The following is a 24,359-nucleotide window of genomic DNA, read 5'->3' as shown; positions in this document are numbered from 1 at the left end:
TAATACATTTGTCTTCACAAACGATAAATATGTGCCAAAAAAGAAGAACGAAAAGCACCACGGCATTAAGTGTACTGCCGAATGAGAAGCATTCAAAAGTGTAAATACTTTTCTATACCAACTATGGTTCTGTTCAGTCTAATATTTTGATACACAATTTTATGAGAATGAACCATAGGCAGAAATACATCTGTCTCATAAATAACACATGAAATGAAAAGAAATGCTTTAAAGAGAGAGGTATGTAAAATACTGTACGCAGTACCTATCAGTCTTGCTTTGATTAACACATCTTGTATCAACAAAATCGGAGACGACATCGAAGAAGGAACTATACCTATTTCGTTTTCCACAAAAATCAGTAAAAGTACAACAAAGGCAACCACATCTGCCTTTGAATTAGGAGATCGAGTAGGTTTATTCGCAATGTTGACATCTACTTCCTTAAATAACCAGCGATATATTGATAATCTTTGTCTGGAATGTGGAGAAGATGCACTATTGATACCTGAAAAAGAGGTGTTTTATCCGGAGGGCGATGCTACTTTGGATTTTATCAGTTATTATCCCTATCATAAAGAAGGAATATCTAATGGAAATTCTATCTTGAATATTTCGGTAGAAGCTAATCAAAGCACGAAAGTCAAACACTCTGTTTCTGATTTTCTAACTGCAAAAGTCAACAAGGTACAAAGTGGAAACGAACCGGTAGAATTAACATATAAACATCAACTTGCCAAAATCAATATTACTCTATCGCCCAAAGAAGGTGAAAATGCAGATGACATACTGAAAGCTAATCCTAAAATCATTGCCACAGGATTTAATACACAAGCCTTGTACGATCTTCAAACTGGAAACATATCAGGATTGACAACAAAGGCAGATATCTCACCTTTCGGAAACTGGAAGAAGCAAAGTAACGGCACATTGTCAGGAAAAGAATTCATCATTATCCCTCAGGAAGACACAAACGGCGAACAGGCTTTCCTATTAGAATGGAACGGTAAATTATATACCTGCCCAATGCCGGCAGTCACAATGAAAGGTAATACAGAGTTTGAAATTTCTATCGATGCCATACAAGCTACCAGTCAAGTTCTAAACTGTATTACAAGTAGCATAAAGGCATGGGAATATCAGGAAAACGGACAAAGTGAAAATAATCATAACTTAACCGGTGTCCGCATTGCAGCATTGTCTTTCTCCACATCTGATGTATACAGAGTATACTATCAAAGTATGCCTGTCGCTGAGATATGTAAAGAGTATCTTTATTCGGCTAACAATATTGCTTCGCGCGCTATTGTTGTTTATCCGGTAGTGAATGAAAAGACTGATTTACAAAAAGGAGACGTATTACAATTACTGGATGAGAAAGGAAAGGTACATGGCGGTAACGTAAGTTGGGATACAGAAAAGAACTCACTGACCTATACGGCCGGAAACTCTGAAATCATTGAAAGCTTCTATATCAATGAAAATGGGAAAATCACTTTGGTAAAGCCCAATACTCCGACAACTATAAATGTTAGCAACTATCAAATAAGAGATATACGAAACGGGAAACTACAAACTTATCCTATCGTAAAGATTGGCACACAGTATTGGATGAAAGAAGATTTACAGGCAACTTATTATTTAGACAAGACACCGGTTACTTTCAAAACAAAGTTAGGTGAAGGAGCCGGTTACTTTCAGGACGATAACAAAACGCTGTTTTTCTATAATGGAGAAGCATTATTAAAGGGAGAATTAGCACCTCTAGGATGGGAGGTACCCAATAAAGAGGATTGGAATAAACTGATAACATATATCAACAACAGCGCCTCTACACTCAAATCAGGGATTTGGAAAACATTTAACGCCGAGCAAGAAATTTCTCCTGTTACTAACCTTAGTGGTTTGAGTATCCTGCCCAATGGACTATATACCGAAGGAAAAGACACAGGAAACCCCCTCCACGGTAATGCAGGTACTACTGCTGTCCATTGGATAAATGGAGACACCCAAGGAACATTAGCAGAAGATGGTATCCTCCTTATGGGCAATACAGACCTCGTTACTTTTGGCAGCAACAAAGTTAAAAATAAAGATTACTACCAAGCCTTTTCCATACGCTGTATAAAAGAATAGCCACTCAAAAAGGCATATCTCATTTCTTTTTCGTATTTTTGTTCCCAATGTGCAAGTTTTTTGCCAATTGGACAAAGATAACGAAAAAGAAATGAGAGTAATCGACCTGATACACAGTAACGAAAAAACAGCTTTTTCATTTGAAATACTGCCGCCACTGAAAGGTACAGGCATCGAAAAGTTGTACGAAACCATAGATACATTAAGGGAATTCGACCCTAAGTACATAAACATCACTACACACCGCAGTGAATATGTGTACAAAGATCTCGGTAACGGACTGTTTCAGCGTAATCGTCTACGTCGCCGTCCCGGCACGGTAGCTGTGGCTGCCGCTATCCAAAACAAATATAATATCACTGTAGTGCCCCATCTTCTTTGCAGTGGTTTCAGTTGTGAAGACATTGAATACGAATTGCTCGACCTGCAATTTCTGGGGATTACGGATTTATTGGTATTGCGCGGTGACAAAGCTAAGCACGAATCTGTTTTCACGCCCGAAACTGACGGTCACAGTCACGCTATAGAACTGGAAGAACAAATCAATAATTTTAATAAAGGTATCTTTGTAGACGGTTCGGAAATGAAAGTTACAAAAACACCTTTTTCATACGGAGTAGCATGCTATCCCGAAAAACATGAAGAATCTCCCAATATGGCAAGTGACCTGTATTGGTTAAAGAAAAAGATGGAAACCGGAGCGGAATATGCCGTTACCCAGCTTTTCTTCGATAATCAAAAATATTTCCACTTTGTGGAACGTGCACGTAAAGAAGGTATCACCATTCCCATTATTCCAGGTATCAAGCCATTTAAAAAGCTATCACAACTTAGCATGATACCCAAGACTTTCAAAGTGGATTTACCTGAGGAGTTAACGCATGAAGCTTTGAAGTGTAAGACTGATGCGGATGCTCAAGAAGTCGGTATAGAATGGTGTATAAAACAGTGTAAAGAGTTGATGATACATGGGGTACCAAGTATTCATTTCTACTCTATTGGCGCAGTAGACAGCATTAGGGAAGTTGCCAAACAAATATATTGATGAAAATAAATTCAACCGGAACCATATCTTAAACTATAGATAGGTTTTGAGCAAAGATAAATCGTAAATAAACAGTGATTAGTTTCAAGGACGTAATAGGACAAGAGACTGCCAAGAAGCGGTTAATTCAAGAGGTACAAGAAGGGCGTATCCCTCATGCCCAGCTCTTTTGTGGACCAGCAGGAACCGGAAAACTCCCGTTAGCAATGGCGTATGCCCGTTATATATGTTGTCCTAACCGTACGGAAACAGATGCTTGCGGCACTTGTCCATCCTGCGTCAAATGGAACAAATTAGTACATCCAGACGTTCATTTTGTTTTTCCCATCGTAAAAAGTGCTAAAGGGAAAAAAGAAGTGTGTGACGATTATATAGCAGATTGGAGACATTTTGTCCTGAACAATCCTTATTTTGCTCTGAATCATTGGTTGAACGAGATAGGTGCAGAAAACGGACAAGCCATCATATACGCCAAAGAAAGCGATGAAATAACTCGTAAACTCAGTCTAAAATCCAGCGAAGGAGGATATAAAGTCACCATAGTCTGGCTTCCGGAAAAGATGCACGAAGTTTGTGCCAACAAATTGCTGAAATTATTGGAAGACCCCCCTGAAAAGACCGTATTTCTGTTGGTTTCCGAAACACCGGACATGATACTTCCAACCATTCTCAGCCGTACGCAACGTTTCAATATCCGTGCGATAGAAGAAACAGAAATAGCAAATGCCTTATCGCAAAAATATGGCATACAACCGGCTGACAGTCAAAATATTGCCCATTTGGCAAACGGAAACTTCATTAAAGCTCTGGAAACAATCCATCTGAATGAAGAAAACGAACTCTTTTTTAATCTGTTCGTCAGCCTAATGCGTCTCTCTTATCAACGTAAGATAAAAGAAATGAAACAGTGGAGCGAACAACTTGCAACAATGGGACGCGAACGCCAAAAGAATTTTCTGGGATATTGCCAACGCATGATCCGGGAAAACTTCATCTACAACCTACATCGGAAAGAGATGAGCTATATGACCATATCGGAACAAAACTTCGCCACCCGCTTCTCACCGTTTGTCAACGAACGAAACATCATGGGAATTATGGATGAGTTAAGTGAAGCGCAGGGACATATCGAACAGAACGTAAATGCGCGTATGGTATTTTTTGATTTCTCACTGAAAATGATTGTATTATTAAAACAATAGATAAAAATGGACTTTATACTACATAATGGAAGCGGAGGTCTTTGCTGCAAAAGTTGTGGCAGACAAGATAAGCAATTGAATACTTACGACTGGCTAGCCGATATACCGGGTAATGCCGAAGAGTCGGACATGGTAGAGATACAGTTCAAGAATACCCGTAAAGGATATTTCCGTAACAGCAATAAAATTCCTTTGGAAAAAGGAGATATCGTAGCCGTTGAAGCCACACCCGGACATGATATAGGTATAGTAACGCTGACAGGCCGTCTTGTTCCTCTTCAGATGAAGAAAGCCAATATCAAATCGGAAGCAGACATCAAGCGTATTTACCGCAAAGCCAAGCCGGTGGATATGGATAAATATAACGAAGCCAAGTCACGTGAACATGACACCATGATCCGTGCACGCCAAATAGCCCTCGACCTCAATCTTAACATGAAAATCGGTGACGTGGAATATCAGGGAGACGGAAATAAAGCCATCTTCTACTACATTGCCGATGAACGTGTAGATTTTCGTCAATTAATCAAGGTACTTGCCGAAGCATTCCATGTACGTATCGAAATGAAACAAATCGGTGCGCGCCAAGAAGCAGGTCGTATTGGAGGTATCGGTCCTTGTGGACGTGAACTTTGTTGTGCCACTTGGATGACTTCTTTCGTTTCAGTATCTACCAGTGCCGCACGCTTTCAGGATATCTCATTGAATCCGCAAAAACTGGCCGGACAATGTGCCAAACTAAAGTGTTGTCTCAACTACGAAGTAGATTGTTATGTAGAAGCCCAAAAACGTTTGCCGTCCAAAGAGATTGAGTTGGAAACCAAAGATGGTATATTCTACTTCTTCAAAGCAGATATTCTAAGTAACCAAATAACTTACTCCAGCGATAAAAATATACCGGCTAATCTGGTTACTATCAGTGGCAGACGCGCATTTGAAATAATAGGTCTGAACAGGCGAGGTATTAAGCCGGAAAGTTTATTGGAAGAAACACGCCAACAAGAGCCCAAGAAACCTGTAGATTTACTGGAACAGGAAAGTCTGACCCGCTTCGACCGTAACCGCAAGAATAAAGGTGGTGACAACAACGGGGGCGGCAATAACGGAAATGCTAACGGTAACCGGAATAAGAAGAAGAAAAAAAATAATCGTCCGCAAGGAGGCGAACAAGTTGCCACTCCACAATCAAAAGAGCAGCAGCCTAAACAACCCCAGGACCGACAATCCAGGTCGGGAGGAACATCCAGACAAAACAGTGAACAACAAGGTGGACAGGAGCAAGGAGAACGTTCGCAACGGAACAACAATAACCGGAGGAATTTCCGCAACAACAAGTCCAATCCTCAAGGAGACAAATCCACTGCTCCTCAAGGAGATAAACCCGCTCAAAATGACAAACCTGCCTAAAAATAAGAGGTTACATTTAAAAGGTATCATCCTGCTGTTTATCGTAAGTGCATTGAGCGCTTGCGATAAACAGACGGTATATCATACCTTCCAAGCCATAGCACAAGAAGGTTGGTTGAAGGAGGACACTTTATTTTTCAACGTCGAAGTACCCGATTCTCAAACTTATTACAAACTTTCCATTGAAATCCGTAACAAAAACAACTATCCTTATCAAAACTTAGGACTCTCCATTTGTTATGATGGTCCTGAAATCGTAAAGTTACCGGCAGATACACTGAATGCCATCTTAGCCACAAAAGAAGGTATTTGGAAAGGTGACGGCTGGGGAGGTTTATATCAATCAATTCTTCACGTAGGCAGTATAAAAATAGACAAAGCCGGTACCTATCACTTTAAAGTCGCCTATACTCTACCCGATAAAAGCTTACAGGGAATCAACGATATCGGTCTTCACATAAAAAGATAAAGTCCCCCTATCAAAGTCTCCGATTACGTCCCGCATCAATACGTAGGAAGATAAAAAGTAGAATGGTAAATCCCCACAGAGAGGAACCGCCATAACTGAAAAAAGGCAACGGAATACCTATCACAGGCGTCAATCCCAATACCATACCGATATTGATAAACAAGTGAAAAAGGAAGATACTCAATACAGAATAACCATACACCCTACCGAAAACAGACTGTTGCCGTTCCGCCATCACTATCAGGCGAAGTATCAAGATAAGGAATAATAACAATACAGCTGTAGAACCTACAAAGCCTTCTTCTTCACCTACCGTACAAAAAATAAAATCAGTATCCTGTTCGGGTACATATTTTAATTTTGTTTGGGTACCATTCAAAAAGCCCTTTCCTGTCAGCCCACCGGAACCAATGGCAATCTTTGACTGATTAACATTATATCCGGCACCAGTCAAGTCTTCTTCCATACCTAATACTACTTTTATACGTATCTGCTGGTGAGGCTCCAACACCTTATTAAAGAAGTAGTCACTGGAGTAAAGAAAACCTATAGACCCTATCGCAAACAATCCGATAAGAAAATAAGCTATATGGCGTTCGCTTAAAGAAAGAAAAACGAGATAACCGACAACAAGCACACACAATCCCCACTGTACCCAGACAAGATTGAAAGAAGTTATATACTCTGAAACCAGATAAGCAATAAGCAATACACTCATTGAACCCGCCAGTATATTACGGACAGGTTCCCAACGTTTTTTATAAACCCATATCATGCCACCGGCAAAGAACAACACCATCGACAATACGGTAAACTCTCCAATAGGCGTCGGTGTATCGGCTATAAAAACATTATCAAAACGAATGCCAACCACGAAATAAATTACCGCGCAAATCCCCGAGAACAATACCACCCCCGGCATACCTTCCCTATAAAGCATCAAGAAAAAAGCCATATATACCAACGCCGAACCGGTCTCCCGTTGCAAGATAATCAGCATCATAGGAAAAAGAATAAGAAACATCAACATCAAGGCGTTTTTCCAATTCTTCATTGTAAACGAATACGCACTCATATATTTGGCAAGCGCCAGCGCCGTAGCAAATTTGGCAAACTCAGCCGGTTGTAAACTAACGGGACCCATCACCAGCCACGATCGAGACCCTTTCGTATCGGGCGCTATAAATATCGTGACTATCAAGAGCAACATCAACCCTATATATATAAGGTACGCGAACATGTCATAAACAGTATCGTCCAGCATCAACAAAACAAAACCAAGTCCAAAGGAACAGATGATCCATACGAACTGCTTACCGGCACGAGTGGAAAAGTCCAAAAAATCACGATCGCCATAATCATAACTTGCGCCGCAAACACTGAACCATCCGAAGACAATGAGCAACAGATAAACGACAATCGTCACCCAGTCCAACGATTTCCATATATTATCTCTCCTCGTCACCATACAATATCACTCGATTACTGAATTCTTCTGCCCGTATCTCATTCTCTGGAGACAACTTCCCATGTAAATACTGATCCATCATCATAGCACCAATAGGCACACCATAGACTGCACCGAAACCACCGTTTTCCACATAAACCGCAATGGCTATTTTCGGGTTATCCATCGGAGCAAAGCCCATAAACACGGAGTGGTCTTTTCCACGGTTCTGCGCCGTACCTGTCTTACCACAAGCTTCCACACCCGGCAAAATCGTACCTACCATACGACAAGTAGCACTACCTGTACTTCCCGTAACAGCCGCACGCATACCTTTGACAATCTCTTCATAATATTCCCTCCTAATTGTCGGTACACGTGGTGTACGGTAGATACTGTCTAACTCGTTATCTTGTATCTCCTTCACGATATGCGGTGTAATGAAATGTCCACGATTGGCTATAGTTGCACTAAGATTGGCTATTTGTAAAGGAGTTGCAAGAATTTCACCCTGTCCGATGGAAATACTGATCACCGTCAAACCGTTCCAATATCCCCGATACGCCTTATCGTAGAATTTGGCATTGGGTATCAATCCCCGTTGCTCACCGGGAAGGTCGGTACCCAGACGATAACCAAAGCCTTGAGAAACCATATGATCTTTCCATACCGTAATGGCATTTTGCGGAGAGCCGTATTTCTTGTCACTGAACATACGGAATAATCCCCAGCAGAAATAAGAATTACAAGATGTAGCAATCGCCGGAATTAATGACAAAGGCGAAGCATGCCCATGGCACCCTACGTGTAGACTTCCATAATTAAACCCATGCGCACATGGAAAAGTAGGATAATCTTCGTGGATAATCTCTTCTTCCAAAAACGTCAAGGCTTGTGCTGTTTTAAAAGTAGACCCCGGAGGATAGGCTCCCATAATAGCACGGTTCAACAGAGGTTTCCTCTTATCTGCCTGCAACATACGATGGTTCTTGCCACGCTGGCGTCCAATCATCAAATGGGGATCGAAACTAGGTGAAGAAACCATACAGAGAATTTCTCCGGTAGCAGGTTCAATGGCAACGATCGCACCTATTTTATGTTTCAATAAACGTTCACCCAACATTTGCAGGTCAATATCAATACCCAATGTCAGATTCTTGCCAGGTACGGAAGGCCGGTCCAACTTTCCATCCATATAATGTCCTTGAATGCGTCCGTGCGCATCACGAAGCAATATTTCCACTCCTTTTTCTCCACGCAGATACTTCTCGTATGATTTCTCAATACCTTGTTTGCCGATATAGTCACCACGGATGTAATAATCATCCGTTTCAATATCTTTCTTTGAGACCTCACCGATATCACCCAAGGCGTGAGCGGCAGAATTATAGGTATATTGACGAATAGTACGTCTTTGAATATAGAAGCCGGGAAACTTGAATAGTTTTTCTTGAAACACTCCACATTCCTCGGCAGAAAGCTGGGTCATAAACACCTGATGTGTATATTTGGAATAACCGGGATTCATCCAACGGTTTTTCACGTCCTTCATACGTTTGGTAAACTGTTCAAGAGTTATATTCAACGCATGACAAAAATCAAGTGTATCCAGTTGCGTCACTTCACGCGGAACGAAAGTTATATCATACGCAGGCTGGTTGAACACCAACAACTTGCCATTACGATCATATATAGCTCCACGGGAGGGATATTGTATTTTGTTCAGAAAAGCATTACTATCCGCATTCTTCTTGTAATCATCTGTCATGATCTGCAAATCGAACAAACGGAACACATAGAGCAGAACGATGACAACAGCCGCCGCACCTATCACATACTTCCGTTTTTCAAGCGTATAATCTTTCATTTCTTTCTAATCCCTTCTATTGCCATAATACAGATTACAGTCAGCAATGTGCTCGCCACAATCCTCAACAACAAGGTTCCCATATGGGCAAAGGAAAAGAACTCAATGACAAGCAACATACCATGATGCACAAAGACACAGGCAACCAGATATTTCAAAAAAGGAGAAACACCCATTGTATGTATCGCAGGTACAAGTGCATCCAACGTATCACGAGGTACAAACAAACGCAGAAAAGCAGGACGCAAGAAAGCCAATAATACTGTAGCCGATGCATTCATCCCCGGAGTATCAGAAAAGATATCGACCGTCAGTCCAAGGAAGAAAGCCCACAACATCAAAACATTGCGCGATACATCCGACTCGAACTTCAATATCAGATAGATATACAGAAACGGAGTGGCATATCCAGCAATATGCACATTATTCAGAATTAGTACCTGTAACAGTACCAGACCTATGAACCATCCTATTTTATGTAGATAATTGAGAGCCAAGTTTCCTACGATTTAACGATTTACAATTGGAATTAGTTTATTGTATTATCACAGTTTCATCTCATCACGCTATCACCTTACTACCTCATCACCCTGTCACCTCTCTTCACTCTTCTTCCCTCGCTTCCAATGCCTTTTGTTCTTCCTGTCCACTACGCGAAATCACACGCACATTACTTACCTTTCCAAAGTCTGTAGCCAACTTAATTTTCAACAAATATGAAAGTCCATCATGCGAATCGGACATGTCATCTACCGTACCGACCAATACACCTTCGGGAAATACAGTGGAATAGCCACTGGTTACAACCGTATCACCCAGATTAAATTCCGCATGGCGAGGCAAGTCTTTCAGATAAGCAAAACGGGAATCACCTCCTTCCCATTTCAGATAGCCGAAATAATCGCTACCCACAATCTTACAACTGATACTGGACTTACTATTCAACAAAGGAAGCACCAGCGAGTAATGGGGAGAAGTCTTATAAACAATGCCTACCACACCATTAGCATCCACCACTCCCATTTCAGGACGAATACTATCCAGCGTACCACGATCAAGGGTCATGTAGTTGTCTGCCCGTGTCAGACTGTTTTTCACTACATTTGCCTTAAATATGGCATACTTTTCAGGAGACAGACGTTCCAAACTATATAACCTTGTAGAATCCAAGCCTTTTTCCTGCAAAGTCTTCTCCAAAAAAGCTACCCGTTGTTCCAGCCATATATTCCGGTCAAGCAGATCTTCATTAACCGACTTTAGATGAAAATAAGAACTGATACCTCCCGAAATTTCATAAACCTTCCCGGCTATTCCGTTGGCAGATGTAAAATAAACGCTCTGCTGGTAATGGTTGAAACGAAACAATAAAACAAAACTGGTAACCTCTAACAACAGGAAGAGGAACCAGTAATTGTATTTAATAAGGAAGTTCAGTAAATTTCGCATGCCTGTATTATCTCATTAAGAATGAGAAGCGGTCAACATTCTTCAATGCTATGCCTGTACCTTTGGCAACTGCATGCAAGGGATCTTCCGCAATGTGAAACGGTATGTTTATCTTATCAGTCAAACGTTTGTCGAGTCCGCGGAGCAAAGCACCACCACCAGCCAGATAGATGCCGTTGTGTACAATATCGGCATACAGTTCGGGAGGGGTATTCTCCAATGCGCTCAAGATAGCAGTTTCAATCTTGGAGATAGACTTCTCCAAACAATGCGCTACCTCCTGATAACATACGGGCACTTCCATAGGCAATGCAGTAATACGGTTCGGACCATGAACAATATAATCTTCGGGAGCATCCTCACCCAGTTCGGTCAAAGCAGCACCTACATTGATCTTAATACGTTCGGCCATACGTTCACTGACCTTTACATTATGCTGGCGACTCATGTATTCTTGAATATCAGCAGTCAAATCATCACCGGCAATACGGATAGAATTATTAGAAACGATCCCCCCTAAAGAGATAACGGCAATTTCCGTAGAGCCACCACCTATATCGACAATCATATTGCCTTCCGGAGCTTCCACATCGATACCGATACCGATAGCGGCAGCCATAGGCTCAAAAATCAGATATACGTCACGTCCGCCTGCATGCTCGGCAGAGTCGCGTACGGCACGAAGTTCTACCTCAGTACTACCCGAAGGGACACCGATTACCATACGGAGTGAAGGAGAGAACAAACGGTTACGGTTGTTCACCATCTTGATAAGTCCGCGTATCATCTGCTCGCAAGCGTAGAAATCAGCAATCACACCGTCGCGCAAAGGACGGATGGTACGTATGTTTTCGTGGGTCTTTTCGTGCATCAACTTTGCCTTTTCGCCCACGGCAATCATCTTATCGGTACGACGGTCCAGTGCCACTACCGAAGGCTCATCCACCACAATCTTACCATTCGTGGTGATGATGGTATTGGCTGTGCCAAGGTCCATCGCTATTTCTTGTGTAAAAGAGAATAATCCCATCTAAATTAAAAATTGAGAATTAAAAATTGAAAAATATATCTTACATCGGGAACTGAGAATTAAAAAGAAAGAGTATTATTTTTCAATTTTTAATTCTCAATTCTCAATTCAATTAGTGTTTAAAGTGACGGAATCCTGTCGTTACCATTGCCATGCCATGTTCGTTGCAATATTTAAACGAAAGCTCGTCTTTAATACTTCCACCCGGTTGGATAACGGCCGTCACACCTTCATTACCCGCAATCTCCACACAATCGGGGAAGGGGAAGAAGGCATCGCTTGCCATGACGGCACCATTCAGATCGAAACCGAAGTTCTTGGCTTTCTCAATAGCTTGTTTCAAAGCATCCACACGACTGGTCTGGCCAACACCGCTTGCCAACAATTGTTTACCTTTTGCCAATACGATAGCGTTTGATTTACTGTTCTTCACAATCTTGTTGGCAAACAACATATCTTCTATTTCCTGAGCTGTCGGAGCTTTCGCGGTCACAGTTTTCAACTCCTCAGGAGTTTCCACTTTAAGGTCACGATCTTGTACCAATACACCATTCAGCAAAGAGCGGAACTGTTTCTTGGGCAAAGCAGTTTGTTTACGAACCAAGATAATGCGGTTCTTCTTCTGACCCAGGATTTCCAATGCATCAACATCATAATCGGGAGCGATAATCACCTCAAAGAAAATCTTATTGATTTCTTCGGCAGCAGCTTTGTCAATCACGGCATTCGTGATAAGTACACCGCCAAAGGCAGATACGGGATCACCGGCAAGCGCATCGTTCCATGCCTCCAACACCGTTGGACGTGAAGCCAATCCACAGGCGTTGTTATGCTTCAGGATAGCGAAAGTTGTATCAGTAAATTCGTCAATCAAATCAACGGCAGCGTTAATGTCAAGCAGGTTATTATAAGAAATCTCCTTACCGTGGATTTGGTCGAACATAGCATCGATGTTGCCGTAGAAATAACCTTTCTGATGTGGGTTTTCACCGTAACGCAGTGTCTTTTGATTGTTGGCCGACTGACGGAAAGCAGATCCCTCCTCACCGTCGAAGTAATTGAAAATAGCCGAATCGTAATGAGAAGAAACGGCGAAAGCTTCTTTGGCAAACCAACGGCGCTCTTCGATCGAAGTAACGGCTCCATGTTCCATCAACATATCACGCAACGGTTGGTACTGAGCTTGTGAAGCAACAATCACCACATCGTTATAATTCTTGGCAGCGGCACGAATTAAAGAGATACCGCCTATATCAATTTTTTCGATAATAGCAGGCTCTTCAGCACCACTTGCCACAGTTGCTTCAAAGGGATAAAGGTCAACGATGACGAGGTCTATCTCAGGAATTTCATATTTTTCAATCTGTTGCATGTCTTGTTCCAATCCACGACGGCAAAGAATACCTCCGAATATTTTCGGATGCAAAGTTTTTACACGTCCGCCTAAAATGGAAGGGTATGTAGTAAGGTCTTCCACTGCCTTGCAGGGATATCCCAAAGATTCTATAAATTGACGTGTTCCACCGGTTGAAAGGAATTCTACACCTTCTTCGTGCAGTTTGGTAATAATTTCGTCCAAACCCTCTTTGTGGTAAACAGATACCAGAGCTGTTTTAATTCTTTTTGTTTCAGACATGATTTGCTTATTTAAAAGTACGCGTATATTTAAATTAGTGGGGCAAAGTTACAAATTTTGTTCTTTCGCACATACATTCATACACAATAAATTGATGTAATTATTTGCAAAACATTACGATCCTCTCTCTTTCTCCATTCCGCATCCCACAGAAACTCCTCAAACAGGTAAAACCAATTATATAATAAGCATAGTTTGTGCCACCTAATTGGCACGACTTTGCCACTTATTTGGCACAGTTATGCCAATAAACAGGCAAAGCAGTGCCAATAAAGTGGCAACGATTGACGCTCAGACAGGCAAAGAATGAACAATATCTTCGATAAGGGCAAGCGAATGAAACACCCTCTTTTTCTGTTCCTCAGTAAAAGGAGTACCACGTGAAATTTCCAGGATTTTAAGCTGTTCCACCAACTCCGTAGCACCAATCAGAACAAAAAGAGGTATCATCTTATGCGAAATGGCGGCGACTTCATCCATATCCGCGGCATCTACCGCTTTTTGCAAACGTTCGGCATTGAGACGGGTTTCGGAAACGAAGCTTTCAAGAATAGACTTTGCCGCTCCGGCATCATCACCGGAAAAAGCAGTAAGAGCCGAAAAATTATAAGAGAGGTTCGGAGATGAAGAAACAGAAATGTTATCCGATAATTTTTCACTCAGCGAGGCATCTTCCTGCAAAGCACCACCAACCTCTACCTTCAATTCTTGAAGCAGCTCAGTTACCGTGAAGGGCTTATGCAAACAACCGGCAAAGCCGTGGGCTATAAACTCTTCCGACTTCATATCGCTACGGGCAGTAACGGCTATTATGGGAATAGTTTGCGCTTGAGAAATATTTGAAGCACGCAACAACTTCAAAAGATCGAAGCCATTAATGGCAGGCATTTGTACGTCTGTAAGAAGGACATCAAAATGAGCTGAACGTAAAGCATCCAGTAGTTCGTCCATTTGCAGGCAACAAACAGAGGTGATACCCTGCTGTGAAAGCATGGCGGCGGTAAGCGTCAACTGGATACGGTCATCGTCGATCAGCAGAACGTGCAAGGGAGCGATTTTTCCTTTCTGCACAGAAGAAGTTTCAGTAGTTTCAATGGTTTCCTTCATATCTATCGTAACCGGATAAATGGGGATACGAAGAGTGAAGGTACTTCCTTTTCCCAGTTCACTTTCTACCTCAATTGTTCCTTCAAGCAATTGTACCAACATCCGTACGATAGAAAGTCCCAAACCGAAGCCTTCTTCTCCTTGCGCTCCCGGTAAACGTGTAAATTCCTGGAAGATACGTTCACAGTCGGCTGTATCCATACCTTTACCTGTATCGGTAATAGAAATCACAAGTTTCCGGCTTTCGTAATGAGCCGTCAACGTAATGCTACCCTGCGAAGTAAACTTCACGGCATTGGATAGCAGATTGTTGATGATTTGCCGCAAGCGAAGCGGGTCACTGATATAAGTAGTTTCCAACCCGGAAGATATATCACAGTACAGAGCCAATCCTTTTGCCGACGTCAGCGGTTCGAAGCTGACACGTATTTCTTCGAGCAGGCGTGCCGGATAAAAAGTTACCCGGTTAATCTCAGCCTTATGCAGGTCAAGACGATGAAAATCGAGTAAATCGACAACTAGTTTCAACAGATGCTCCGAAGAGGTCTTCATATTATCGAGATAGAAACGCTGCCGTTCATCAACCGTAAGGCGTGCAAGTAAATCGGCATATCCCATGATGGACCCGAGTGGTGCCTTGAAGTCATGGGTAATGGCAAGCATCAGTTTTTCACGCGTAGCCAACAAATCTTCGGCACGGCGGCGAGCTTCTTCCAACTCACGACGATAGCGGTTACTGCGAGAGATATCCCGTACACTCAATATCAAAAACAGAACGGCAATCAAGACAGCTCCCGCTGCAATGCCAGCAATTATCTTGGCAGAATGCCGACGGATAGCCTGCTGATAATCTGCCTCCTCGCGTGCCTGTTGCAGAGTTTCTTTTTCATAGTCTTTCAAAAGGCTATCAATACGCGCTGTGAGCAGATGGTTAACACGTTGCAAGTTACGTTTACGACGTTGAACAACTGTACTTTCCGTTTTTTTTTGTTGCGCCACAGCACGCAATTTCTCATGTAGAGAGTCTACAGGATTATAAATATCGAGAACCGTATCTGTCGCAAACTCAAGAGAAGTCTTTACCTGAATGGCCGTATCTTTTTTGGGAGGTACAAATACTTCACCCAAACGACGGAAAAAACCTTTCTTCTTAGGTTTGGTCACCACGGTATCGCGATGGGTTATGATACGGCGTTGTACACGTTGCTGGGTTATCACCGAGTCTTGTGTAGCTATAATATTCTCTATCTCACGGGAAGATACCATACTGTCATTCGCCTCGCTCAGCGTACGCAACATACGGATGGTATTCGTGTCTTTCTCACGCAGTAAAGCAATCAGGCTGTCTGTCCACTGGACATCCCGATTATCTGAGAGCATAAGATTTTCCATTTCCCTGTGTACGAAAAACAGGGAAAAAAGCAACACCGCCAGTAATAAAGTATATCCAACGGTTATCTTAACTTTAGATACACTATTCATTTCTCGTTTTATACCTGAACCGCAGCCATAGCATCAATCCTGCGCTTGTCAGTCCAAACGGGAATGCCATCCAGACACCGACCAATCCCCAATTGAAGATAAACCCGCAGAGATATCCCACAGGCAAAGATATAATAAAATACGAAATAAATGCAATGAACATCATCGGTTTCACATCGGATATGCCGCGCAGGGCATTGGCAAAGTTGATTTGCAAGCCGTCGCCAAACTGATAAATCAAGAACGGAAAAAACAGAGTGGACACCATTGTGGCTACTTCCGTACTATCCGTAAACCAGCCGCCCACTTGTCCGCGCAGGGAAAATACAATGGAAAGCAACACCACTTCCATACACAAAATCAGATGAAAACCCGCATAAGCGGAACGACGGACATTCTCCATATCGTTCTGTCCCTTGAAGTTACTGACGCGCACGGCAACTGCCGCTCCCATTCCATAGAACATCATAAAAGTAAATTGCGAGATAGTCAGCATAATTTGATGTGAAGCCAGAGCAATCGTGCCCAACCACCCCACCATAATGGTGCTAAGACTGAAAGAAGCTGTTTCCATACCCATTTGCAAGCCGACAGGCCATCCGAGCGCATTCAGTTGCCTAAATACTTTGCCCGACCATCCTAAACGGGAGAAACCTATCCGGTAACGTAAGAAACGACGGCTGCGAAGTACAATTATCGCAAAGACAATCACCATCACAATACGTGAAAACAACGTACTGATACCGGCTCCCAACAGACCAAGCTCGGGCAAGCCCAACTTACCGTTGATAAGAATGTAATTTCCGATAATGTTGAGCGCATTTCCACCCAGCAAGATCCACATAGCGGTTTTAGTATCAGTGATGCCATCTGTGAATTGTTTGAAACCATTGAAAAGCATTACAAAGACAAGCGAGGCAAGCAAGACCAGATAATAGGGTTTTATGAGTGGCATCAACTCTTCCGGTTGTCCCAGACGATCTACGTTGAAGTAAACGATCGTCATGATAAACGTCAGCAATAAAGAAACGAGCACATTTGCCACAAGACTGCATCGCAGCGCTTGTCCCGCTTCTGCAAAATGACGATTACCGTAGAGGCTGCCCACGATCGGGGTCAATCCGTAACTAAAGCCAGTACTGAAAATGATACAAAGCGTAAATATATTATTTACAAAAGAGGCAGCTCCGAGTTCTGCAGTACTGTGATGCCCTATCATCAGCGTATCTGCAAACCCCAGTACAATGACACCTACTTGTCCGATAATTATAGGAAAACCAAGAAGGATCAAAGCTTTGTAATGCTGCTTGTATTGGTCGATAAAATGTTTCATAATTGACGAACTGGTAAATGGGAATTTAGTTCCTTTTTTTGTAATACAACACCGCACTGTTCTCTTCCCGGAAAGTTTTTTGAGCAACAATGCGCAACTGTTCTGCGGTTACAGAACGGTTACGTTCCACCTCCAAACTAATATCTTCCGCTTGGCCGGTCAGTTCAAACCAGGCAAGATTAGTAGCAACATTCAAATAGTTGATGTTACCGAATATCTGGGTAGACTCAAATTTGTTCTTGACTTTTTCAAGTTCCTGTTCACCGACGAGCGATTGCTTCAACGTATCCAATTCCCTACGGATAGCCGTCTCAGCCTGTTCTAACGATACACCTGCCGAAGGTTTACCGCTTATATGTATCAATCCTGCATCCCGTGTGCCACTGATATATGCATCAATATTGGAAAACAGTTTCTCCTCCTGCACCAATTTACGATTTAAACGGCTGGAACGCCCATTGCTGAGAATATCCGACAGGATATCGAATGCATAATAATCGGCATCATCCCGACTACACATGTGATAAACCATAAACAATGCATCAAGCGGTACATTACGTTCCACCTCCAGCCGGCGTTCTTCTGTTTGTAGAGGTTCCTGTGGCAACCGTCTTACGGGAACTTCCCTATGGGGAATGGGTGCAAACCATTTCTCCGTCAATCTAACAGTTTCTTCCCACGAAATGTTTCCAGTGACGGCCAATACGGCATTATTAGGCGCATAAAAACGATAGAAGAAAGATTTCACTTCATCCAACGTAGCCTGTGAAATATGAGACAACTCCTTACCGATAGTGGGCCAACGATAGGGATGGACTTTATATGCCAACGGGCGCAATAGATGCCCTACATCTCCATAAGGCTGATTCAAACAACGCTGTTTGAACTCTTCCATCACAACACCACGTTGCACTTCCAGGCTCTGTTCACTAAATGCCAACCCCAACATCCGGTCTGATTCCAGCCAGAAACCGGTTTCTACATTCGGTCTGGGAACGGTGAGGTAGTAATTGGTAATATCATTGTTTGTCCAAGCATTATTTTCACCTCCCGCCAGTTGCAAGGGAGTATCATAATCGGGAACATTCACCGATCCTCCGAACATAAGGTGCTCAAACAGATGGGCAAATCCGGTATGCTCGGGATGCTCGTCACGAGCGCCCACGTCATAGACAACATTCAATGCCACCATTTGCGTACTGGTATCCTCATTATGAACAAGACGCAAACCGTTATTAAAACGCAGTTTATTTATTTTCATTATCACAGATAGTATCTGTCATTCTGAGCGAAACCGAAAAATCCACTCTCCATAACATAGATTTTCTTCAACTTCGCTCAGAATGACAAACACAAAAAGATAAATACAGAATGACAGATGCTAATATCAGTCCAATACTTCAACTTTTATAATTTTCACATCGTCTTCAGGACGGTCACTGCGATCGGTCTTCACCCGCTGGATTTTATCCACGATATCCATCCCTTCCAGTACTTCACCAAACACGGTATATTCGCCATCCAGATGCGGAGTACCTCCTACCGTGGTATATGCCTTTACTTGCTCCGGCGTAAAACGAAACTCAGGCTCATTGGCAACTTGCTCTTCCGCCTGCGCAATCAGTGTATCCTGCAAATTCATTAATCCATCCTGATCACCTGCCTTACGCATCTTATAAATCTCTTTTGTATATTTTTGCGCCAACGTATTAAAAGCATTATTCAAACGCATCTGATTCATCTGCTGTTCCATACCCAAAAGAGTAGAATCGTTGTATACCTTTCCGGTAACGATATAGAACTGGCAACCGGAAGATTCTTTCTGGGGGTTTACGTTATCTCCCTGGCGGGCTGCCGACAAAGCACCTTTCTTGTGGAAGTACTTGGGATAAACAAACTCGGCAGGAATGGTGTAACCCACATCACCTGTACCCAACATCTTGCCCTTGGGAGCATTTTTTGATTCAGGATCACCGGCTTGTATCATAAAGTCTTTAATAACCCGATGAAACAGCGTACCTTCATACGTGCCGTCCTCTGCCAATTTGATGAAATTATCACGGTGTTTCGGCGTTTCGTTATACAGTTTTACGATAATATCACCCGCACTTGTCTCAATTTTCAACTTCGTTTCTTTTTCCATATTTCCGTCTTTCTTTTGACCTGATTTGCAAGCAGTAAGTCCACAAAGCAGTATAGTTAATAATACAATGAGATTTCTTTTCATACTTCCTTTTTGTTTAATTTAAGTTTGCAAATATACTAAAATCGAACAAAAGGATTTACCTTTGTATCATAAAAGAGATAAAAAGCAAAGGCTATGAAATCCATACTAATCGTAGAAGATGACATCACATATGGCATGATGCTGAAAACATGGCTTGGAAAGAAAGGTTTCCAAGTCAATTCTGTCAGCAGTATCGGCCGCGCTCAGAAATATATAGAGTCTGAGAGCGTAGATCTGATATTGTCTGATTTACGATTACCGGATAAAGACGGTATCGACCTACTGAAATGGCTAGGGATACAAAAGCTGACCATACCGCTCATCATAATGACGGGGTATGCCGATATACAATCGGCCGTACAAGCTATGAAACTTGGAGCTTGCGATTATGTTGCCAAGCCGGTAAATCCCGACGAGCTGTTAAAGAAAATAGCCGAAGCACTGAATGTATCGTCTGATGCGTCTAAACATGCCATGCATCTCGATGAAACCAAAAGCCAACCTCGGAAAGACACAAAAAGTGTTTCTTTATCATCCGATTTCCTCGAAGGAGAGAGCGATGCCGCCAAACAGCTTTATAATTATGTAAAACTTGTTTCCCCTACCAATATGTCTGTACTCATCAACGGAGCTAGTGGTACGGGTAAAGAATATGTGGCTCACCGTATCCATCAACTCAGCAAACGTGCCAATCAGCCGTTTGTTGCTATTGATTGCGGCTCCATCCCTAAGGAACTTGCCGCTTCCGAATTCTTCGGCCACGTGAAAGGGGCTTTCACAGGGGCATTGACTGATAAGACAGGTGCTTTTGTTGCAGCCAATGGGGGTACCATCTTTCTAGACGAAATAGGAAATCTCAGTTACGAAGTACAGATACAATTACTCCGTGCATTACAAGAGCGTAAAATACGTCCGGTAGGTTCTAACAAGGAAATACAGGTGGATGTGCGGTTGATATCCGCCACCAACGAAAATTTAGAGCAAGCCATTGAAAAGGGAATATTCCGTGAGGACCTGTTCCACCGGATCAACGAATTTACACTGCGTATGCCTCAACTAAAAGATCGCCGCGAAGATATTCTTCTCTTTGCCAATTTCTTCCTCGACCAGGCAAATCGCGAACTCGACAAACATCTTATCGGCTTTGATGAAAAAGCTTCCAGAACATTATTGGAATATCAATGGCCGGGAAACTTACGGCAAATGAAGAACATTATCCGCCGTGCCACATTGTTGGCTCAAGATAATTTCATCACGCTAAATGAGTTAAGTGAGTTACAGAACCAAATTCCTGCACATATCGGTATGCCGCTTCGAAATGAAGAAGCCGAAAAGCAACAGATTATTGAAGCGCTGAAACAAACCGGATATAACAAAAGCCGTGCCGCCCAACTGCTTGGCATAGACAGGAAAACATTGTATAATAAGCTTAAACTTTACGGGATAGAGCTATAAATGTAGAATAATTCTACACCCGCCTCCACACTTTCCACAGATTTCCACAGATTACCACAGCCCACATATACCGGCAACATACTATATTTCAACGTCTTGCCAATTTACCATTTATTTTGGCACATCATTTGATACATATAAAATGTAAGCGTCAAGCTTCCTAAACAAACAAGACACTTAAACCGAACTATCATTATATATCAATCGTATAAAAAAGCAAATGAATTATGAGAAAGTTAGTATTAGTAGCAGCCCTGTTTATGTTTGTTTGTGGAGGATCGTTCTTGGCCCAAGCAAAGGCTCCGGTAGAACAGCCAAGTAAGACAACAACATTGTCTAACGACACTGTAATCACAGATACTTTGCAGAAGGCCAAGAGCGTCCAAGACACAACAAAAGTGGCCGAATAATAGTAAGCGCACAACAAAAAGCCTTTCCCTACTTGTCTATTCCGGGGAAAGGCTTTTTTATGCTATAATGGTGGGATAATAATGTGTAGAATGACAAACTGATATTTTATCACATTATTATTTTACCAGTGTCGTTCCGGATAGAGATCATTCCACCATGCCGGGCTGTCCTGTAACCAACGTGCAAACCATGCCATAATGGAATTATGCCACAATTCACGTTTAGGATAATCACTAATAAAGTGATTTTCTCCATCTACCGTAATAAATTCAACGGTTTTACCTAATATCTTCAGAGCGTTGTACAACTGAATACTTTCACCAATAGGTACATTAGTATCTACTGTACCGTGCAGCAACAACAAAGGAGTTTTGATCTTATCAGCATTAAACAGAGAACCATGCTTAGTGAACAAATCTAGATTGTTCCACGGATAACTTTCAGCAGCAGCAACAGTATTGTAGGAATATCCCCAGTAACCTTCACCCCAATAACTCGTAACATTACTGATACCGGCATGTGAAACGGCAGCGGCAAAGATATCGGTTTTCGTCTGTAGATATTGGGTCATGAAACCACCATAGGACGCTCCGATACAACCGATGCGTTTCGCATCAACAAACGGATGGGCGACGCAGAATTTCTTCGTTCCTTCAATTATCTCATCAGCTGTACGTTCGCCCCAAGCATTGACATGACGGGCAGAGAACTCTTGACCATATCCGATGGCTCCACTGGGCTGAATTACATAGACCACATAGTCACGCGAAGCAAACAGTTGTGCACAGTAAGGAGAAGTGATACCACGCGTAGTAGGCGTTGTTCCACCATAGTAGTAAACGATGAGTGGGTATTTCTTATTGGGGTCGAATGAAGGGGGCAAACAAATCATACCCTTTATCTGCGTACCGTCAGCAGCGATAAAGTTCCATTCTTCCATCTTTCCCAATTCAATTTTATCCAACGTCTCTTTCATCGGATTGGCAATCAGGGTAGAAATTTTCTTCTTTCCATCATACATGTAAGCTACACCGCTACTGGTATTACCTCCACCAACGTATGCTGCTATCAACGGGTTATCTTCTGCCAACGTGAAAGAGCTGATGACATCTTCCTTCAATGGCAACATCTCGAAACGCCTCGTCTTCGGAGTATAACGGTAAATATGACGACAGTCTTCGTCAGTGGTATTAAAGTAAATACAACCGTCTGTACGGTTCCATTCAAGGAAGTTTACCGTGGGATTAAAATCACGGGTGATAGGATCGATATTTCTTGTTGCCAAATCCATGATGAAAGCTTGGGTGTCAAAGTCATTGGCAATGGGATGTGGCGCACAGTTCTTACCTATACCGTTGAATGCAGAAGGGCTAGCGGTCAACAGCAGTTGTTTACCGTCTGGAGAATAGGAGGCCCCACCAGCATATGGTTCCCAAGAAACAAGAGTATCAACTTTTAATGTTGCCAGATCAATTTCAAAGATGGATGAAAGTGAGAAGGGACATTTAGTGATATTGGATTTACTTGTGGAACATAACAATTTCTTACCGTCAAGCGAAATATCATTCAGATATACACTGTGGCTACCATACGTCAGACGTTCAGAAAGTCCTGAAGCAGGGTCATACTTTACCAAATAACTACGGTTGCGAGAACCGGGAATACGATCGTCAGGGTGCAACAGACGTTTCAAGGGGCCATTCACTTTTTCTCCTTCATCACTAGAAGAATAAATCAGATAATCTTCTGTAGGCGACCAACTAAAACCTCCCTCAGGTACATTTTTCAATGCCACCTCTTCGCGCATCGTCATCGGATCGAACACTACCAAATCGTTCTGTCGCTCACCAGTCACCGTATAATACAGTTTATTGCTACGAGGCATCCAACGAGCATTAGTCGGAATATTTGGATGAATAATTTTTCCGGTTTTTACTTCAGTCAGTTCCTGCCAAGTACGTGAACGCTTCGTGGAATAGTTATCCCAATAATACGTCAATAGATATTTGCCATTCGGAGATAAAGATACAGAATAGACTTTCGAGCCAAATGCAGTATTATAGAGTGAAAGACGACGCTGCAAACCAGGCTGTATTCGGCAACCGACTTCCATAAAATTTTTCTCCTTCTCAAATTCGCATTTCAACACCGGCTGTGTCTTGTCATCCGCCGAAGAAAGTAATTTAATAACAATCTCATAATCAGCTTCAGGTTCCAAACGAAGGCTTACAGCTGTAGGACGAACTTGTGAGAGACTATCCTCGGCTGTAGTTTTCGTCTGTTTGGACTCACCATTTACGAATACTTCAAATCGTGCCGGAGAGTATACTTTCAGCATACCTTTCATAAACCGTTCTGCACGCAGATTGGTAGAAAACAGATAAAAGAGGTTGTCTTTATCGGCCTTCTCTACAGCCACATATCCTGTGGTATCAGCCGACATGGTTTCATACGAATGTCTGTCAAAATCAAGACTGATTTTTGTCTTCAGCAAGTCGTCCGATACAAATTTTTTTCCTATAAAGTTAATACTATCACCCTGAATAGGGGTACGTACAACCACAGCAGGACGCACATAATACTCAGTCACCTTTTCTTGTGCATGGGCTGCCAAACCTATTAAAAGTAGCAAGCCCGATAAAATCGTAATTTTTTTCAT

General features: G+C 42.3%; 18 protein-coding genes. 7 read left to right on the top strand and 11 right to left on the bottom strand.

The genetic code is table 11. The features are described 5' to 3' along the window. The first annotated feature begins 213 nt into the window (after window positions 1-213). From DXC10_RS15895 to DXC10_RS15875, 5 genes are all read left to right on the top strand, one after another. Window positions 214-2,136, top strand: coding sequence for a fimbrillin family protein (locus tag DXC10_RS15895; RefSeq protein WP_117738404.1), 1,923 nt, complete (start codon window positions 214-216; stop codon window positions 2,134-2,136). Window positions 2,137-2,227: 91 nt separating this feature from the next. Continuing rightward, window positions 2,228-3,181, top strand: coding sequence for a methylenetetrahydrofolate reductase [NAD(P)H] (metF, locus tag DXC10_RS15890; protein ID WP_101546085.1), 954 nt, complete (start codon window positions 2,228-2,230; stop codon window positions 3,179-3,181). A 77-nt stretch (window positions 3,182-3,258) separates the two neighbouring features. Beyond that, a complete protein-coding gene (locus tag DXC10_RS15885) occupies window positions 3,259-4,383 on the top strand; it encodes a DNA polymerase III subunit delta' (RefSeq protein ID WP_117738421.1) in 1,125 nt (374 codons plus the stop codon). Between the two features lie 6 nt (window positions 4,384-4,389). Further along, on the top strand, window positions 4,390-5,790 hold the full coding sequence (locus tag DXC10_RS15880; protein ID WP_101546018.1) for a regulatory iron-sulfur-containing complex subunit RicT: 1,401 nt from the start codon (window positions 4,390-4,392) through the stop codon (window positions 5,788-5,790). Then, window positions 5,774-6,259 carry a gliding motility lipoprotein GldH gene (locus DXC10_RS15875; RefSeq protein WP_117738402.1) on the top strand — a complete coding sequence of 162 codons (486 nt, stop codon included), beginning with the start codon at window positions 5,774-5,776 and terminating at the stop codon, window positions 6,257-6,259. Before DXC10_RS15880 ends, DXC10_RS15875 begins: the two co-directional genes overlap by 17 nt. Window positions 6,260-6,269: 10 nt before the next feature. On the opposite strand, the gene rodA is transcribed toward DXC10_RS15875, so the two are convergent. From rodA to DXC10_RS15825, 10 genes are all read right to left on the bottom strand, one after another. Next, window positions 6,270-7,727, bottom strand: coding sequence for a rod shape-determining protein RodA (rodA, locus tag DXC10_RS15870; RefSeq protein WP_101546023.1), 1,458 nt, complete (start codon window positions 7,725-7,727; stop codon window positions 6,270-6,272). Beyond that, window positions 7,708-9,573 carry a penicillin-binding protein 2 gene (gene mrdA, locus DXC10_RS15865; RefSeq protein WP_117738400.1) on the bottom strand — a complete coding sequence of 622 codons (1,866 nt, stop codon included), beginning with the start codon at window positions 9,571-9,573 and terminating at the stop codon, window positions 7,708-7,710. The genes rodA and mrdA overlap by 20 nt, the downstream gene beginning before the upstream one ends. After that, complete coding sequence (mreD, locus tag DXC10_RS15860; protein WP_101546027.1) at window positions 9,570-10,070, bottom strand: rod shape-determining protein MreD; 501 nt, start codon at window positions 10,068-10,070, stop codon at window positions 9,570-9,572. Before mreD ends, mrdA begins: the two co-directional genes overlap by 4 nt. A 106-nt stretch (window positions 10,071-10,176) precedes the next feature. Next, window positions 10,177-11,019 carry a rod shape-determining protein MreC gene (gene mreC / locus DXC10_RS15855; RefSeq protein ID WP_101546029.1) on the bottom strand — a complete coding sequence of 281 codons (843 nt, stop codon included), beginning with the start codon at window positions 11,017-11,019 and terminating at the stop codon, window positions 10,177-10,179. A gap of 7 nt (window positions 11,020-11,026) precedes the next feature. After that, window positions 11,027-12,049 (bottom strand): rod shape-determining protein, encoded by a 1,023-nt coding sequence (locus tag DXC10_RS15850; RefSeq protein ID WP_101546031.1) that lies wholly within the window; start codon window positions 12,047-12,049, stop codon window positions 11,027-11,029. A 112-nt stretch (window positions 12,050-12,161) separates the two neighbouring features. Beyond that, window positions 12,162-13,685, bottom strand: a complete 1,524-nt coding sequence (purH, locus tag DXC10_RS15845) for a bifunctional phosphoribosylaminoimidazolecarboxamide formyltransferase/IMP cyclohydrolase (protein WP_101546033.1) — start codon at window positions 13,683-13,685, stop codon at window positions 12,162-12,164. A gap of 291 nt (window positions 13,686-13,976) precedes the next feature. Continuing rightward, the gene (locus DXC10_RS15840; RefSeq protein WP_117738398.1) at window positions 13,977-16,274 is read right to left on the bottom strand and encodes an ATP-binding protein; all 2,298 of its coding nucleotides are present in this window, start codon (window positions 16,272-16,274) and stop codon (window positions 13,977-13,979) included. Continuing rightward, on the bottom strand, window positions 16,267-17,607 hold the full coding sequence (locus DXC10_RS15835) for an MATE family efflux transporter (protein WP_117738397.1): 1,341 nt from the start codon (window positions 17,605-17,607) through the stop codon (window positions 16,267-16,269). The genes DXC10_RS15840 and DXC10_RS15835 overlap by 8 nt, the downstream gene beginning before the upstream one ends. A 25-nt stretch (window positions 17,608-17,632) precedes the next feature. Further along, the gene (locus tag DXC10_RS15830; RefSeq protein WP_101546040.1) at window positions 17,633-18,868 is read right to left on the bottom strand and encodes a pitrilysin family protein; all 1,236 of its coding nucleotides are present in this window, start codon (window positions 18,866-18,868) and stop codon (window positions 17,633-17,635) included. Between the two features lie 126 nt (window positions 18,869-18,994). Next, on the bottom strand, window positions 18,995-19,834 hold the full coding sequence (locus DXC10_RS15825; RefSeq protein WP_117738395.1) for a peptidylprolyl isomerase: 840 nt from the start codon (window positions 19,832-19,834) through the stop codon (window positions 18,995-18,997). 93 nt (window positions 19,835-19,927) lie between these two features. Between DXC10_RS15825 and DXC10_RS15820 the strand changes: the two genes are divergently transcribed. Both DXC10_RS15820 and DXC10_RS15815 read left to right on the top strand, forming a co-directional pair. Then, entirely contained in the window at window positions 19,928-21,289 is a 1,362-nt protein-coding gene (locus DXC10_RS15820) for a sigma-54 dependent transcriptional regulator (RefSeq protein ID WP_101546044.1), read from the top strand. Window positions 21,290-21,516: 227 nt separating this feature from the next. Continuing rightward, window positions 21,517-21,699 (top strand): hypothetical protein, encoded by a 183-nt coding sequence (locus DXC10_RS15815; RefSeq protein ID WP_117738393.1) that lies wholly within the window; start codon window positions 21,517-21,519, stop codon window positions 21,697-21,699. A gap of 122 nt (window positions 21,700-21,821) precedes the next feature. Here DXC10_RS15815 and DXC10_RS15810 read toward each other — a convergent pair whose 3' ends face one another. Continuing rightward, window positions 21,822-24,359, bottom strand: a complete 2,538-nt coding sequence (locus DXC10_RS15810; RefSeq protein WP_117738391.1) for a prolyl oligopeptidase family serine peptidase — start codon at window positions 24,357-24,359, stop codon at window positions 21,822-21,824.

Source organism: Bacteroides sp. OM08-11 (assembly GCF_003438665.1).
Lineage (GTDB): Bacteria > Bacteroidota > Bacteroidia > Bacteroidales > Bacteroidaceae > Bacteroides > Bacteroides cutis.
Note: the sequence above shows the minus strand (reverse complement) of the source record. Positions and strands in the feature narration are given on the sequence as shown.

What these genes read in the sequence shown, in the direction of transcription:
- DXC10_RS15895 (WP_117738404.1), top strand. Translation starts at nt 214, where the DNA reads ATGAAAAGAAATGCTTTAAAGAGAGAGGTATGTAAAATACTGTACGCA.
- metF (WP_101546085.1), top strand. Translation starts at nt 2,228, where the DNA reads ATGAGAGTAATCGACCTGATACACAGTAACGAAAAAACAGCTTTTTCA.
- DXC10_RS15880 (WP_101546018.1), top strand. Translation starts at nt 4,390, where the DNA reads ATGGACTTTATACTACATAATGGAAGCGGAGGTCTTTGCTGCAAAAGT.
- DXC10_RS15875 (WP_117738402.1), top strand. Translation starts at nt 5,774, where the DNA reads ATGACAAACCTGCCTAAAAATAAGAGGTTACATTTAAAAGGTATCATC.
- rodA (WP_101546023.1), bottom strand. Translation starts at nt 7,727, where the DNA reads ATGGTGACGAGGAGAGATAATATATGGAAATCGTTGGACTGGGTGACG.
- mrdA (WP_117738400.1), bottom strand. Translation starts at nt 9,573, where the DNA reads ATGAAAGATTATACGCTTGAAAAACGGAAGTATGTGATAGGTGCGGCG.
- mreC (WP_101546029.1), bottom strand. Translation starts at nt 11,019, where the DNA reads ATGCGAAATTTACTGAACTTCCTTATTAAATACAATTACTGGTTCCTC.
- DXC10_RS15850 (WP_101546031.1), bottom strand. Translation starts at nt 12,049, where the DNA reads ATGGGATTATTCTCTTTTACACAAGAAATAGCGATGGACCTTGGCACA.
- purH (WP_101546033.1), bottom strand. Translation starts at nt 13,685, where the DNA reads ATGTCTGAAACAAAAAGAATTAAAACAGCTCTGGTATCTGTTTACCAC.
- DXC10_RS15840 (WP_117738398.1), bottom strand. Translation starts at nt 16,274, where the DNA reads ATGAATAGTGTATCTAAAGTTAAGATAACCGTTGGATATACTTTATTA.
- DXC10_RS15835 (WP_117738397.1), bottom strand. Translation starts at nt 17,607, where the DNA reads ATGAAACATTTTATCGACCAATACAAGCAGCATTACAAAGCTTTGATC.
- DXC10_RS15830 (WP_101546040.1), bottom strand. Translation starts at nt 18,868, where the DNA reads ATGAAAATAAATAAACTGCGTTTTAATAACGGTTTGCGTCTTGTTCAT.
- DXC10_RS15825 (WP_117738395.1), bottom strand. Translation starts at nt 19,834, where the DNA reads ATGAAAAGAAATCTCATTGTATTATTAACTATACTGCTTTGTGGACTT.
- DXC10_RS15820 (WP_101546044.1), top strand. Translation starts at nt 19,928, where the DNA reads ATGAAATCCATACTAATCGTAGAAGATGACATCACATATGGCATGATG.
- DXC10_RS15815 (WP_117738393.1), top strand. Translation starts at nt 21,517, where the DNA reads ATGAGAAAGTTAGTATTAGTAGCAGCCCTGTTTATGTTTGTTTGTGGA.
- DXC10_RS15810 (WP_117738391.1), bottom strand. Translation starts at nt 24,359, where the DNA reads ATGAAAAAAATTACGATTTTATCGGGCTTGCTACTTTTAATAGGTTTG.